Source organism: Steroidobacter denitrificans (genome assembly GCF_001579945.1).
GTDB lineage: Bacteria > Pseudomonadota > Gammaproteobacteria > Steroidobacterales > Steroidobacteraceae > Steroidobacter > Steroidobacter denitrificans.
This window is the reverse complement of the sequence record NZ_CP011971.1, coordinates 2,581,399-2,595,647: the sequence shown is the minus strand read 5'-3', so window position 1 is coordinate 2,595,647 and position 14,249 is coordinate 2,581,399. Positions and strand designations below refer to the sequence as shown.

Below are 14,249 nucleotides of genomic sequence, written 5' to 3'. Positions count from 1 at the left end.
CTCGAGGAATCCCGATCTTTCCTGATAATCGAAGGAAATTTTACCGTGCAATTCTCCACTTACAGTTCGATTGAATTCCGCCGTGACGGGCGTGTTTTATACGCTACCTTCAATCGGCCCGACACGCTGAACTCGATGGACGGTGAGATGCAGTGCGAGCTCGCGAGGCTGTTTCCGGACGTGGCCCGGGATCCGGAGACGAACGTGCTCGTGATCACCGGTGCGGGACGTACGTTCAGCGCCGGCGGCGACATCGAGTACATGCAGCGCATGATCGATCGTCCGGAAATCTTTCTGGAGGGAATGGCTCCCGGCAAGCAACTGCTTCATTCGATACTCGACTGTCCCAAGCCGATCATCGCCAAGGTCAACGGCCCGGCGATCGGCCTCGGTGCCACCATCGCGTTGTTCTGTGACCTCATCATCGCGGCCGACCATGCCAAGATCGCAGATCCGCACGTCAAGATCGGGTATGTCGCCGGGGATGGCGGCGCGGCCATATGGCCTCAACTCATCGGCTATGCCCGCGCCAAGGAGTACCTGCTCCTCGGCGATACGCTGACGGGCGAGCAGGCTGCGAGCATCGGGCTGATCAACCGCGCCGTTCCCGCCGCAGATCTCGACAAGGTCGTGGATGAATTCGCCCAGCGGCTGGCAAGCGGCGCACCGCGGGCCGTACAGTGGACCAAGTTGGCGGTGAACATCCGGCTCAAGGAGGTCGTCAACGCGGTGATCGATGCTTCGTTCGCGTACGAGGCTCTGTCGAACCTGACGAAGGACCATCAGGAGGCCGTGAATGCGTTTCGCGACAAGCGCCCGCCTCTCTTCACCGGGGAGTAGTCGTGCACCACGAGGCAGCGGAGGCCGCCCGGCGGGGTAGGCATTCGCGTCTGAGCGGAGCTTAGCTACGCCATGCAATCCGGACGGACCGAAGCGACTTATTTTGCAACGTAGCTTCCCCGGGACACCGATATCGTCGATGGTGGAGGAGCAAGAACGTACTTGGCAGCCGTATTCCATCGCTGTATATTAGTAATTCGAACGATGGACCGATAGTTGAACGTAGCCTGACCGGGTATGAACCCGCAGGTGATGTAAAGATGGGTCGCGGAACGGCCGGCATAGGAATCCCGGCCACGACGAGCTGGCCACCCGGAGAGAGCTCGATGACCAAGCACAGTTTTCCCGCCTTTTCCGCTGCCTACCGCAAGCGTTGGCGTGACGCCGGGCTGTGGATGGATATGACCCTGCACCAGGGTTTCGACCGGACGGTAGCCTCGCAGCCGGACAAGGCGGTTCTGATCACCGCGGACCGAAGCTACACTCTTGCAGAGTTCAAGGCCGAATCCACTGCGCTGGCCGCCGGGCTCCTGGGAGCCGGCATCGGGCCGGGTGATATCGTGGCGGTGCAGTTGCCGAATTGGGTCGAGTTCTGCTTGCTGCAGATAGCGCTATCGCGTATCGGCGCCGTCATTCAACCCATACACACGGTGTTTCGCGAGCGCGAGACGGCCAATCTTCTCGCTTTCTGCAGGAGTGATGCGATTATCGTCCCTGATACCTACAAGGACTTTGCTTTCGCGGACATGGTGCGCTCGCTGCGGCCCCAGCTTCCCGCGCTGCGCAAGATGGTGGTTGCCAGGGGAGAGGCCGATACGGCAGCGGGCGAGTCGACCTTGGAGGATCTGATCGAGGACGGCCGCAGCAACCCGCAACGCCTCGCCGGCATCACCACTGCCGCGGATGATATCTTCTACCTTAATTTCACGTCGGGCACGGAGGGAAATCCCAAGGGATTCCTGCATGTGCACGATGCTGTGATTTCGTTGCACAAGCGGCTCATTCAGCATATGCCGACGGACACCGTGATGCTGACGTGTTCGCCCATGACGCACACGTTTGGCCACTTCGAAATGTACTATACCTACCTGGCCGGCTTTCCCATGGTGGTCGTCGACCGCTACAGTCCCACTGAGATCCTGGCACAGATCGAGCGAGAGCGTGTAACGAAGCTGTCGGGGACGCCGGCGCATTTCTTCGGCCTGTTGCACCATCCTGAATTCACCAAATACGACACTTCGTCAGTCAAGTCGGTCGCGGTCGGTGGTGCGCGCAGCTCGCCCGAATTGATCGCTGAGTTGGGGCGCGTATGGGGCGTGAAGTCCGCAAACACCTATGGCATGGGCGAGACGATCATCCACACCCGCACCGTGCCGGACGATCCTGAGGAAAGAATTCGCAGCACCGTGGGGCGGCCCATATTCGGCGCCGAACTCAAGATCGTCGATCAGAACGACCGCGCAGCAGTGCAGCCGGCCGGCGCCATCGGTGAGATCTGTTTCCGCGGCCCGACGCTCTTCGTCGGTTATCACAACCAGCCCGAGAAGACCGCCGAGACACGCGATGCGGAAGGCTGGTTCTACACCGGCGATCTTGGTTACGTGGATGAAGACGGCTATCTGCACTTCGTCGGGCGGGCCAGGGAGGTCATCAATCGCGGTGGCTCGAAGATCCATCCGAAGGAAATTGAGGAACTGCTGTGTCAGCATCCGGCCATTGTTCAGGCCGCCGTGGTCGGGATGCCTGATGAGCGGCTGGGCGAGCGCGTATGCGCCTACATCGTCACGCGTGACGGGCAGGAAGTCGGTGTCGAAGAGATCAGCGATTTTCTTATCGAACACAAGGCGATGAAATACCTGCATCCCGAGGTGATCGTTCGGCTCGAGGAGATGCCTATGACTCCGACGGGCAAGATCCAGAAGGTTGCGTTACAGAAGGATGCGGCCGGTCGGGCGGCGCTTTCCGGAACGGGTGCCGTTCAGTGACCCGAGGATTTGAGGATGATCGATACAACGCAAGCGGAGAAAGAGCATGACCGAAACATCCGAAGATCGGTTCGCACGCGGGATGGCGGCGCTGGAGAAGGTCTTCCCGGTCGGTTCGAGCGCCATGCCGCAGTTTCATTATCCGTCGGAGATCGAAAAGGACTGGGGGCACTTCTCGGTGTCGACCGTCCTCGGGGATGTCTGGTCACGGCCGGGGCTGGAGTTGAAGTATCGAGCCATGATTTCCATTGCGGCGCTGGCTGCGTTGAATAAACCCGGATCGTTGAAGGCGTACATCATCGGTGGCCTGAAGCAGGGACTGACACGACAGGAGATATGCGAAATCATCTTTCAGGTGGCGATCTATGCGGGTTTTCCCGCCGCGATCGAGGCCTTTGGTCACGCGTGCGAAGCGTTCGAACAGGTGGATCGGGCAGCCGAGCCCGCCGCATAGTTCCCAGGCAACACAAGTCATTGGAATCAGGAAACGGATGAATCTATTTTCACTCAGCGGCAGGGTTGCACTCGTGACGGGCGCCTCGCGGGGACTCGGCAAGGCCATGGCGCAGGCCTTGGCGCGTGCCGGAGCGACGGTGGTGTTGACGGCTCGCGATGCGGCGCGCCTGGAGGAAGTCGCTGATGAGCTTCGCCGGGAGGGGCATCAGGCTCATGTGGACGCCTTCGACCTGCTGGATGAGGAGGCGGTCGTCACTGCGGTTCCCCGGATCGTCGAGCGTTTCGGACGTCTGGACATTCTGCTCAACAATGCGGGGATGTACATCACCAGCAAGCTGTTGGATTCAACCCTCGAGCTATGGCGTCGCACGCTCGACACGAATCTCACCGCCGCCTATCTGCTGGCGCGCGAGGCGGCGCGGGTGATGATTCCTCGGCAGTCCGGTCGTATCATCAATGTCGGGTCCTACTGTTCGGTGCTGGGCCGGGAACGAATGCAGGCCTATGCCGCAAGCAAGCACGGCATCGCGGGACTCACCAAGTCGCTGGCTGGTGAGCTTGGACGCTACGGTATCACCTGCAACGCCATTGCTCCCGGTTACTTCATGACCGACATGATAGAGCGGGTGGCCGACGATACCCCGCTCATGCAGGCGTTCGTGAACGCAATCGCTCTCGATCGCTTCGGCCGTCCGGAAGAGATTTGCGGTGCTGCGATCTTTTTGGCTTCGGATGCCGCAAGTTATGTTACCGGTCACATTTTGAATGTCGACGGTGGTGTGGCGAACGTGGTGAGCATTCGGCCGAGCAGAAATCCTGCGTAATCCGTGAACTCGGCGCTGCGCGACGAGATATCAGCTCCATCGGTTCGCATCATGATTGGCCGGTATTCGGCCGGTCAAGGTGCGGTTACATGTCTCCTGTGTGATGACGATGGTCATCCCAGCCTTGGATGACAGGTTTCCTGGCGGCTGCAACACGATGATCAGATGCCCATACAGACGTATTTGATCTCAAGGAAATCATCCATTCCGTATTTCGATCCTTCGCGCCCGAGCCCTGAGGCCTTGACTCCGCCGAAGGGAGCCAGTTCGGTGGAAATCAGGCCGGTGTTGACACCGATGATGCCTGCTTCGAGCTGCTCGGCAATACGCCAGACACGCCCGAGATCGCGCGCATAAAAGTAGGCCGCCAGCCCGAACGGCGTGGCGTTTGCCTGGGTGATCGCCTCGGCGTCGTCGCGAAAGCGGAACACCGGAGCCAACGGACCGAAGGTTTCTTCCCGGCTCACAATCATGTCCTGGTTGACCTCTGCGATCACCGTGGGCGTAAAGAATCGGCCGCCGCGCGCATGAGGCGCACCACCGGTGACGATTCTTGCGCCTTTTTGCACCGCGTCTTCGATATGTTCGCGGACCTTCTGAACGGCGCGCTCGTCGATCAGCGGTCCGATGTGCGAGCCTGGTTCGCAGCCTGGTGCCACGTGCAAAGCCGAGACGGCGACAGCAAGCTTTTCGATGAAAGCGTCATGGATCTTCTCGTGCGCATAAATACGATTGGCACAGACGCAGGTTTGTCCCGCGTTACGGAACTTCGACTGAATGGCCCCGGTGACCGCGGCGTCTAGATCGGCATCGTCGCAGACGATGAAAGGTGCATTTCCGCCCAGTTCCAGACTGAGCTTCTTGATGGTGGGTGCGCATTGCGCATACAGCTTGGCGCCGACCTCGGTAGAGCCGGTGAACGACAGTTTGCGCACGGTCTCGCTCGCCGTCAGCGCGCCGCCGATTTCAGCGGCACCGCCGGTCAGAACATTGAGAACTCCGTTGGGTAAACCCGCCTGGGCGCCTAACTCGGCGAGCGCCAAGGCGGTGAACGGCGTTTGAGCGGCGGGTTTGACGATGACGGAACAACCTGCGGCAAGTGCCGGCCCGATCTTGCGAGTGATCATGGCTGCAGGAAAATTCCACGGGGTGATCGCCGCGACGACACCGATGGGTTGTTTCAGGACAATGATACGCTTGTCGGGTGCATGACCCGGAATGACATCGCCGTAGACGCGCTTGGCCTCTTCCGAGAACCATTCGATAAAACTTGCTGCATAGATGATTTCCGCAAGCGCCTCGGTGAGCGGCTTGCCTTGCTCTTGTGTGAGGAGCGCGGCGAGCGATTCCTGATTGTCGATAATGAGTTCGTAATAACGCCGCAGCGTTCGGGCGCGTTCCTTGCCGGTGAGATTGGCCCAGGCGCCCATCGCTCGTGCTGCAATCGCGATGGCTTGCTGCGTTTCCCGGCGTCCGAGTCTTGGAACGCGGCCGATCACTTGACCGGTCGCCGGATCATCCACATCCATCCATTGATCCGATGTAACCCACTCACCGCCGATGAAACAGGCTTCTCGCTTCGATATGGCCATGATCGATCGCCCAATCGGAAATTTCCTCGAGTAGTATAAGCAGACCCGGCAGTGAAATCTTCTCAAGGTACCCGGACAATGAGGAGATATTTGCCGACGGCGAAGCGGCTAACGTCCCGGATCCTTGCTTCACCACCCGGCAAGCGTACCCTTGCCGCACACCGATATCGGACTTTCTGGTCCTCATGCAAAATCTGCCTACCATCGCGATAAGTTCTGAGCGCTTTCGGCCGCATTTCGTCATCGATGAACAGATGCGGATCCAAGTCTGGCCGGAGGCCATTGCCCGTACGCTGGACATTCCGGAGATCCAGGCCAGGGGCCGGCCCTGCTGGCAGCTGCTGGCCGGGCATGCCAACTGCCAGGCCTGCCTCGATGGCGATCACGAGCATGCTTCGCCAACGAGCCACTGCGCGCGTCTGCGCGCTCCTTCGGGGGGCTGCGGCTGGTTGGTGTGGTCGCCGCCGGCGTTGATCGCCGAGGGTCCTGTCGGCAGCGCGCAGCTGGAATGGGTGATGTTGCGCGGGGCGCTGGCCGAAGGTCTGGCGCAAGGTTCGCTCGAGGACACGCTGGAGGCGATCCGTCGAGCCTGCGCTGCCGACGACTGCGAGATGTTCCTGCTCGGTCCGGGAGAGCAGGAAGTCGCCTTGCGCGGCTGTGTGGGCCAGGATCGCGCCGCCTTCCTGGAGCGCACCCGGATGCCGCTCGGGATCGGCTACCCGGGATGGATCACCGCCACCGGCAAGCCGCTGTCCACGACGTGTTTTCAGGGGGATCGTCGCTTTCAGCGTGCGGCTGTCAAGCAGCGAGGTATCCGCACCTTTGTCGGCGTTCCATTGATCGAAAGCGATCGGGTCATCGGTTATCTCGGGCTCGCCTGGAAGGGCGCCGTCCCGCTCGACTGGATCCTGCATCTGCTCGAGGCGGCACGTCCGATCGCGGTGGCCGCTGCCCGTCTGACCTGCGGCGCGCCGCAGCTTTCGCCCGCCGCCGTAACGATACGTTGCCTGGGCGCATTCGCCATTGTCGCTGAGACCGGGACGCTGGGTGTTGCCGGCTTTCCTCGGCGTAAGGCGCTCGATCTGCTTCGCCATCTGCTTCTGGCGCGCGGCGCCGCAGTGTCGCGCGATACCTTGATCGAGTATCTGTGGCCGGAAGTCGATCCGGACACCGGTGCCAATCGTCTGCACGTCGCTCTACACGCCCTGCGCGGTGTCCTGCGACAGACGCTGCCTGATGCAGGTGCGCGTCTCATTCAGCATCGGCATGGTCATTATCGGCTGGACATCGACATCCTGGGAGCGGTGGATGCATTCCAATTCGCCGATGCGTTGGACGAAGCCCGCCGCTGCGCCCATCGAGGCGATTCGGCCGAGGCGCTCCGCTGTCTGGAACAGACGCTGCCGCTGTACCGGGGCGAGTTGTTTGCCGATGCCGATGACATCGCCTTCGAAGCGCCGAGGCAACGCTTCCGTGACCGGTATCGCGAGGCGTTGCGCCTGCTGGTGGACCTGTATCTACGTCAAGGCAGGGTCGACGCGGCGCTGGCAGCCTTGGCCGAGGCGCGCGAGCGTAGTGCCTTCGACAGCGATTGGCACGATGCACTGCTACGCAAGATCGTCGAACAGAGGCGTCTGCCGAGCATGCATGCAATCCGATCAGGACCGTAGGATTCCGGAGCGATGCCGGCGCGGGCGGAATACGCTTATCGCCGCCGCCAATGAAGCCAACGCCGGGGTGACCAGCAGCAGCATGCCCCAGTCCAGCCGCGGCGTACCGGTGCGCGGATCGAAATCGAGACAACGCAATATCGGCCGGTTGTCCACTGCATAGTAGGACGTGACTCGACCGCGCAGCTCCCAGACCAGTTCGCGCAGGCGCTGGGTCTGTCCCGGCCCGCCGCTGAGTGCGCGGATCACACGTCCGTTACGAATGGCCACCAGTAATGACCCATGATCGTACTGGTTCGAGCTGCCTTGACGCCGGTACCAGAAGTCCAGCGCCTCGGTGATGCCGGCAAGCGCCGCCCGATCGGTGACCGCGAAGTGCCAATCGCGGTTGCCGAGCAATCCGAAGACGCGTGCCTGGGCGAGCAGATCGGTGACGGTGTCGGCTTCATCGAAGCTCAGTGCCAATACCTGGTAGTCGCTGCCCAGGCCGCCGACTTCCATGATGGCGTTGTTGATCCATTCCAGGAAGGGCATGCACACGCCGGCACATCGCCGATAAAAGAAGGTCACCAGCAAGGCCTGCTCCCGGCTCAGATCCGACAGCATCCGTTTACGGCCATCGGCCAGCTGCAAGGGGATATCCGGTACCGGTCTGCCCTCGAGTCGTGCTTCGGCTCCAGTCGCGGGCAAGGGTGCAATCTCCGTCGCCGCCAGGGTGGCGGTCGGGATGACGGCCAGGGCAAGCAACCCCGGCACCAGGAGCAGGATCAAGCGACGCACGATCTAAGCTGCGAGCGCCCGCCACCAGCGGCGGCCGGTTTCGCCTAGATAGAGCAGGAAGCCGAGCAGGAACAACAGGGCGCACAGCATGCCCCAGAAGGCGTAGCCGGTGCCGTGGGCCAATTCTGCCGGATACAGGGCGAAACGGCGCGGTATCGAATACGCGCCGGCGAGATAGAACATCAAAAACACCCCATAGGCACCGAGGGTCATCGTCAGTGCCGAGGCGCGTTGCAGTAAGCGGTTTTCCGGCAGCCCGGTGGCGTTCTGGCACACGTGATGAAAGTAGGCCAGCACCAGGAATGCCAGTCCTGCCAGATTGTAGGTATGGAAGTGCGCCGGTACCCACAGTGTGTTGTGCAGGCGCACGTTGACGCTGATGGTGGAATCGATCATCGCGCCGATGCCGCCGATGGCCCAACCGGCCAGCCCCAGAAACAGCAGGATCGAGGTCAGATTCCAGCGCATGCGGGCGTGGAACACCAGCAGCAGCGCGCCGAACAGTGTGACGATCGTGGAGGGGACCGCGCTTGCATAGGAAGCGATCTGGCCGATGTACTGCAGCGGACCGGGCTGCACAAAGTCCATATATAAATGATGAAAGTAGGCGAACAGAACGATCAGCAGCACGCAGTTCCAGGCGATTGCCACCACGCGGTTGTTTTTCCACGGCCGTCCGGCGTAGTGCGGCAGGATCTCGTAGGCAGCGGCAACACCCAGGTACATTGCCAGATTGATGATGGTATGACCGAAAAAGAAGGTCAGGTTTTTCATCAACAGCGGATCGTTGGCGATGCCGGTGAATATTTCGAGGAAGAACAGCACCATCAGGATCACTGCCGACACCAATGCGGCCACGCCGGAGATCAGGCTGATGGTGATGATCAGCACGGCTGCCGGCACCGCCGGCTCGCTGCGTCCGGCGATGTAATGCCAGCCCAGCGCCTGCGGCAGCGAGTAGCGGCTGGCGATCGCCCGCAATAGATCGAAGGTCCAAACCAGCCAGACCGCGCCGAGCACCGTCAGCGAAAGCAGGAACACCACGTTCGACCAGGCCGGCCACTCGCCCTTGAACGGCAGTGGATACAAGAAATACCAGCCGGCTGCGTATCGGCCCAGGAATACGCTCGCCAGCAGCAACACCACACCGAGCACGGTGCCCCACAGGGCGAGGTTGGCGACCGCCGGCGAGGGCCGTACATAACGAGTCAACAGATCGGCGGCGATGGCCATCGCGGCGACATACCACAGCCCGACCATGCCGACACCGTGCAGAGTCATCACCGGATAGAACCAGTTTTCGAATTCGGACAGCACGCCACCTTGCACCGAGCGCATGAACGCTCCGAGCAGGATCAGGATCGGGAACAGCACGAACACCACCGGCATCCAGCGCAAGATCTGGCGGTTCGCGGTTTGCATAATTTGTGTCTCCTGTGTCATGGCATTCACCGCACGATCAAGCTGTTACGCATGCGGTGATGTGCAGCAGCGCAATATTCGATGCACAGCACGGCATATTCGCCGGGCTCATCCAGCCGCACCCGCAGGCGATTGACATAGCCGGGCATGGCCTGGGTCTGTGCCACGATCTGACGCTGTGGTCCGTACAAGCCGAAGCCATGGTTGACATCGAGACTGGTGACGCGAAATTCCACTGTCGCGCCTGGATCGATCGTCAGCTGATGCAGGCGCGGTACACGGCCGATATCCGCAGCGCTGACGATCGGCTCATCCGACCAGATGAACTCGAACTGACGTCCGGCGACATAGATGATGCGATCGACGTCGGCAACCGCGGCACTGCCATGGGCTGCGTATGGCGTTTTGGGCAAGGTCGTTGCAAGTATGCCGATGGCCGCGGCCAGTGCCGCCAGGAACAGTGCCCGGCGCAGACCATAGGCACGTGCAATGCTGACCTCGCGTGGACGGTTGGTGCTGAAGGCGACGGCCGCAAAGACCAGTGCAATCAGCGCGCCGATCAGCAGGAACATGCGCCACACCAGCGCCTGCGACGGCATCAGTTCGGGCGTGTCGTAGACTAGTGCCGGCGTCGTCATGGCGGCACCGGCATCCAGTGCCCGCAAGTGAGCCACGAGCGCCTCGGCCTGGGCTTCGTCCAGCCCGAGCCTGGGCATGATGATGCCGTTGAAGCGTTTGACCAGGGCGGTGACGACCGGGTCGCCCGCGGCGATCATGGCATCGGGCTCGCGAATCATCCGCCCGATCCATGCCTCATCGCGCCGCTGGGTGACGCCGGCCAGATCGGGGCCGACACGGTCACCTTCACCTATGCTATGGCACGCGACACACAGCTGTTCGAACAGCACACGTCCCGGGTCGGTCGGTGTCTGCGCGCCTGCGGCGACAGCCAGTATCAGGCTGGCGAGACTGCCGAAAAGCCATTTCAGAAGACGGGTTGGCACGGGGAGCCCTCATGTGGTCGATATGAGAAGTCTCCCGGGACGTACTTACAGGGGAATTACATTGAATCTGGCGCAGCGGTATCGGCGTCCTCGTTGGATCGCTCGATCCGGGGTCGGGACGGAGGATCCGAAATCATCGCTCAGCCGTTGGTTTTGCTCAGTCCGGTTCGCGTCAGCCGAAAGCCGTGTGCTTCCCGATCCCAGGTTCGCGCACTGTTGCCACGCTCGCGCAAGTCGAATTTAAGGATTTTTTGGCTGGGCGTCTTCGGTAATTCATCGATCATCTCGAAAAAACGCGGCACCATGAAATAGGGCATGCGCTCCACACAAAACTTAAGCAGCGCCTCGTGGTCGATGTGTTGCCCCTTCTCGGGCACGATCCATACCTTGACCTCATCATCGGTGGTGTTCGGCATGCGGTAGGCGACGCAGGCCGCTTCCGTGATCCCGGGGAAGGCCTTGACTTCATACTCGACCTCGGCCGAAGAAATATTCTCGCCACGGCGCCGCAACGAATCCTTGACTCGATCGATGTAGAAGAAGCGTCCCGCTTCGTCCCGGCGCAGCAGGTCGCCGGTATGAAACCAGCCGTTGCGCCATACGGCGGCGCTTGCCGCCGGGTTATCGACATAAGCCGGCGAAATCACCCAGGGTTCGTCATGGCGCACGATCAACTCGCCGGGTTCACCGGCGGGACGCTCGATGTCGTTTTCATCCACGATCCGGTAGTGATACCCTGGTCGCGCCCGTCCACAATAGCCGCGCGCCAGAGGATCATCGCTGGCTGCCCGCAGCATGCCGGGTGCTTCGGTCGAGCCGTAAGCCACCAGCAGTTCCTGGACGCCGAAGCGCTCCATGAAGCCCTGCGGATCGCTCGGCAGCGGGTTGGCCCCCAGAATTCGCAGCGAATGTTCACGTTCGATTCTGCTCACCGGTTGTGCCAGTACGAAGTCCACCATCGTGCTCACCAGGAAACTCAGTGTTGCACCGGTTTCCTTCACCGTTTGCCAGTAGGTCGACATACGCGGCTTTGCCAGGATCGCCATACGCGCCCCGTATGACAGAGCACCCATGGCCAAGCGCAGCGCACCGCCGTGAAACAGCGGTATATCGATCAACGCGCAATCCTCATACCCTCTCGATAACGGTACGCTGCACAGGACGCCGGCATGAATATTGCGGTAAGTGACGATGGCCAGTTTGGAAGGACCGGTGGTTCCGGAGGTCAGCAGATAGAAGGCGATATCCCAGGTTTCGATCGGACGCTGTAAGGCCGGCGCCGTGATATCGGTTGACAACAGATCGTTCGCGGTGAATTTGCGTTCAGGCACCAGTCCCGGCTCCGTGATGCCGCTGAAGACGTCCATCAATTGCGGGTCGCCTACTACGGCATCCAGACGGCTCAATCGCAGCAGGTGTTCGAGCATACGGCCCCGATAGCCGATATTGATCGGCACGACCTGGACGCCGAGGGCCGCCGCTCCCCACCAGGCGCGGATGAATTCCGGGCCGTTTCCATAGAGAATACCGATCCGGTCGTCTTGACGCAGTCCGGCCTGACGCAGCACGTTGGCGGCGGCATAAGAGATTTCTAGCGCTTGTCTATAAGTCCAGCACGATCCATCCTCGAATCTTATGAACTCGGCATCGGGCGTTGTCCTGGCGTGCCGCTCCAGAATATATCGTGTGACGACATTTTCAGGTGAAAACATCAAGGTCATGCTCCGCTCGAAAACATGGAAACCAGGATAGAGGCCGGACGGCCGATGCAGTGCCATGATTGCCTATCACGCTGACTTGCATTCATTTTTCATGCAGTCGCGGGATCGCGGCGAGCCGCTGGTGCTGGCAACGATCGTACAGACATCGGGATCCACCTACCGTAAGGCCGGTGCGCATATGCTGATCGGGCCGGAGGGCAGAGCGGCAGGGCTTCTGAGCGGCGGGTGTCTGGAAACCGATCTGTTTGAACGCGCGCAGCGCGTACTCGAATCGCGCACAGCAGAGTTGGTGACCTACGACACACGTTCATCCGACGATCTCATCTGGGGCCTCGGCCTGGGTTGTGAAGGCGCGACGACCATTCTGCTTACGCCATTGCATCTCGATAGCGGCTATCGGCCTTTTGCCACGATCGAAGCCGCACGCGTAGCGCGCATGCGAACGGCATTTGCGGTGGTGATCCGAGCCGCCCCGCAGCTGCCGCTGGGGCAATGGTTTCAGATGAGTTCCGACGGGCGAGCATTGCAGGCTCTCGAAGGCGAAGCCGAGATCATTGTAGAGGACCCGGTCGAATATGCGAACCGACAGACGCTGCCGATCGCGCGCTCGAATACTTGGGAAGTGCATGCCGGAGGGGCGTTGCTGCGGGTGATTCCCGTGCCGCTGAGCCTGAGGATTCTGATCCTGGGGGCGGGTCCGGATGTTCTGCCTCTGGTCCAGATCGCCGATCTCCTCGGATGGGAGGTCACCATCGTCGATCATCGGCCTGCGTATGCCGTCGCCGATCGCTTTCCGAATGCCTCGGTGGTGTTGTCGCCGGCGCTCGACATGGCGTCCGCCGTCGATCCCAACGCCTATGATGCAGCCGTCGTGATGAGCCATCATCTCATCTCCGATATCGCCTATTTGCGCGCGCTTGCAAGAAGTTCGACGGCTTATATCGGTGTGTTGGGTCCTGTAGCTCGTCGTGAACGGCTGTTGAACGAGTTAGGCGCCGAGGCGGCGATGCTCGTTGGACGCCTGCATGGTCCCATCGGTTTGGATATCGGCGCAAATACGCCGGAATCGATCGCCTTAGCGATCGCCGGCGAGATTCACGCGATGTTATCCGGAGCTTCGGGCCGAAGTCTTGGGCGGTCGCTTTGACGATGCCTGCGACGATGCCTGCAAAGGGTGCTCAATCGGCGATCGTTCAGTGTCTCGCTTACCCAGGTTTCCCGGTTTCCCGGCCCGGCACCTCGGGAGGGGTGGCGGAGAGAGAGGGATTCGAACCCTCGATGGGCTTTTGACCCATACGCCCTTAGCAGGGGCGCGCCTTCGACCGCTCGGCCATCTCTCCGGTGCTTGATTTCACCTGCCGGACCGCTTGGCGGTCCGCGAAGGCCGGCAAGAATACTGGCCATGCATGCGAACGTAAAGGAGCAAAGCAAGTCGACAAGTCAGGATCGTCGATCAGGGTGATAAATCATGGGGTATCGATCAGGATCATCGCTCTGGAGCATCAGTCGGGGAGCGAGCCGGGTGAAGGATGCCGGTCAGGGTGTCGACTCAGGAGCGTCATCCTCATCGTAGGCGGCCCGCGCCCATCCGGGGCAGGCTCAGGGCTCTATGCCGTCCACCTCATGCCGTTCATCATCCGTGGACTGCTCTTCCCGCTTGATGCGTTCATAGATTTCTTCGCGATGAACCGCAACTTCCTTGGGTGCGTTCACGCCGATACGCACCTGATTGCCCTTGACGCCTAGGACGGTCACAGTGATGTCGTTTCCTATCATCACGGTCTCACCGACGCGCCTTGTCAGAATCAACATGTTTCGCTCCTTGCTGGTAACTGAACGAATCGGCTACAAGCTCGCCGGCTGCAGAATCGCTGCCAGCCTCCCAGTGTGCTTGTGCGAATCGTCCAGTCATCCGAATCGAATGTAGGTTAGTGGTCCAAACTCCGGGATCGAGA

At 61.0% G+C, this 14,249-nt stretch carries 12 protein-coding genes and 1 tRNA gene; 6 read left to right on the top strand and 7 right to left on the bottom strand.

Annotation, left to right across the window (positions count from 1 at the left end):
* The first annotated feature begins 45 nt into the window (after positions 1 to 45).
* From ACG33_RS11750 to ACG33_RS11735, 4 genes are all read left to right on the top strand, one after another.
* On the top strand, positions 46 to 840 hold the full coding sequence (locus tag ACG33_RS11750) for an enoyl-CoA hydratase/isomerase family protein (RefSeq protein WP_066923323.1): 795 nt from the start codon (positions 46 to 48) through the stop codon (positions 838 to 840).
* A 326-nt stretch (positions 841 to 1,166) separates the two neighbouring features.
* A complete protein-coding gene (locus ACG33_RS11745; protein WP_066921416.1) occupies positions 1,167 to 2,825 on the top strand; it encodes a class I adenylate-forming enzyme family protein in 1,659 nt (552 codons plus the stop codon).
* A 46-nt stretch (positions 2,826 to 2,871) separates the two neighbouring features.
* Complete coding sequence (locus tag ACG33_RS11740; RefSeq protein WP_066921414.1) at positions 2,872 to 3,279, top strand: carboxymuconolactone decarboxylase family protein; 408 nt, start codon at positions 2,872 to 2,874, stop codon at positions 3,277 to 3,279.
* A gap of 37 nt (positions 3,280 to 3,316) precedes the next feature.
* Complete coding sequence (locus ACG33_RS11735; protein ID WP_066921413.1) at positions 3,317 to 4,105, top strand: SDR family NAD(P)-dependent oxidoreductase; 789 nt, start codon at positions 3,317 to 3,319, stop codon at positions 4,103 to 4,105.
* 161 nt (positions 4,106 to 4,266) lie between these two features.
* Here ACG33_RS11735 and ACG33_RS11730 read toward each other — a convergent pair whose 3' ends face one another.
* Positions 4,267 to 5,697, bottom strand: coding sequence for an NAD-dependent succinate-semialdehyde dehydrogenase (locus ACG33_RS11730; protein ID WP_066921410.1), 1,431 nt, complete (start codon positions 5,695 to 5,697; stop codon positions 4,267 to 4,269).
* 185 nt (positions 5,698 to 5,882) lie between these two features.
* On the opposite strand from ACG33_RS11730, the gene ACG33_RS11725 reads away from it, so the two are divergent.
* Positions 5,883 to 7,367: a BTAD domain-containing putative transcriptional regulator gene (locus ACG33_RS11725; protein ID WP_066921408.1), complete on the top strand. Its 1,485-nt coding sequence runs from the start codon at positions 5,883 to 5,885 to the stop codon at positions 7,365 to 7,367.
* On the opposite strand, the gene ACG33_RS11720 is transcribed toward ACG33_RS11725, so the two are convergent.
* The 4 genes from ACG33_RS11720 to ACG33_RS11705 form a co-directional block, all read right to left on the bottom strand.
* Positions 7,356 to 8,147 (bottom strand): thioredoxin domain-containing protein, encoded by a 792-nt coding sequence (locus ACG33_RS11720; RefSeq protein ID WP_066921406.1) that lies wholly within the window; start codon positions 8,145 to 8,147, stop codon positions 7,356 to 7,358. The genes ACG33_RS11725 and ACG33_RS11720 overlap by 12 nt on opposite strands.
* A 3-nt stretch (positions 8,148 to 8,150) precedes the next feature.
* Positions 8,151 to 9,569, bottom strand: coding sequence for a cbb3-type cytochrome c oxidase subunit I (locus ACG33_RS11715; protein ID WP_168160080.1), 1,419 nt, complete (start codon positions 9,567 to 9,569; stop codon positions 8,151 to 8,153).
* Positions 9,570 to 9,595: 26 nt separating this feature from the next.
* On the bottom strand, positions 9,596 to 10,573 hold the full coding sequence (locus ACG33_RS16570; protein WP_066921402.1) for a c-type cytochrome: 978 nt from the start codon (positions 10,571 to 10,573) through the stop codon (positions 9,596 to 9,598).
* A gap of 140 nt (positions 10,574 to 10,713) precedes the next feature.
* A complete protein-coding gene (locus tag ACG33_RS11705) occupies positions 10,714 to 12,285 on the bottom strand; it encodes an AMP-binding protein (protein WP_168160079.1) in 1,572 nt (523 codons plus the stop codon).
* A 100-nt stretch (positions 12,286 to 12,385) separates the two neighbouring features.
* Here ACG33_RS11705 and ACG33_RS11700 point away from each other — a divergent pair, with 100 nt between their 5' ends.
* A complete protein-coding gene (locus tag ACG33_RS11700; protein WP_168160078.1) occupies positions 12,386 to 13,441 on the top strand; it encodes an XdhC family protein in 1,056 nt (351 codons plus the stop codon).
* A gap of 102 nt (positions 13,442 to 13,543) precedes the next feature.
* Here the strand turns inward: ACG33_RS11700 and ACG33_RS11695 are convergent.
* Positions 13,544 to 13,634: transfer RNA gene (locus ACG33_RS11695), tRNA-Ser, on the bottom strand.
* Between the two features lie 259 nt (positions 13,635 to 13,893).
* Positions 13,894 to 14,106, bottom strand: coding sequence for a carbon storage regulator CsrA (csrA, locus tag ACG33_RS11690; protein WP_066921395.1), 213 nt, complete (start codon positions 14,104 to 14,106; stop codon positions 13,894 to 13,896).
* Between the last annotated feature and the right edge of the window lie 143 nt (positions 14,107 to 14,249).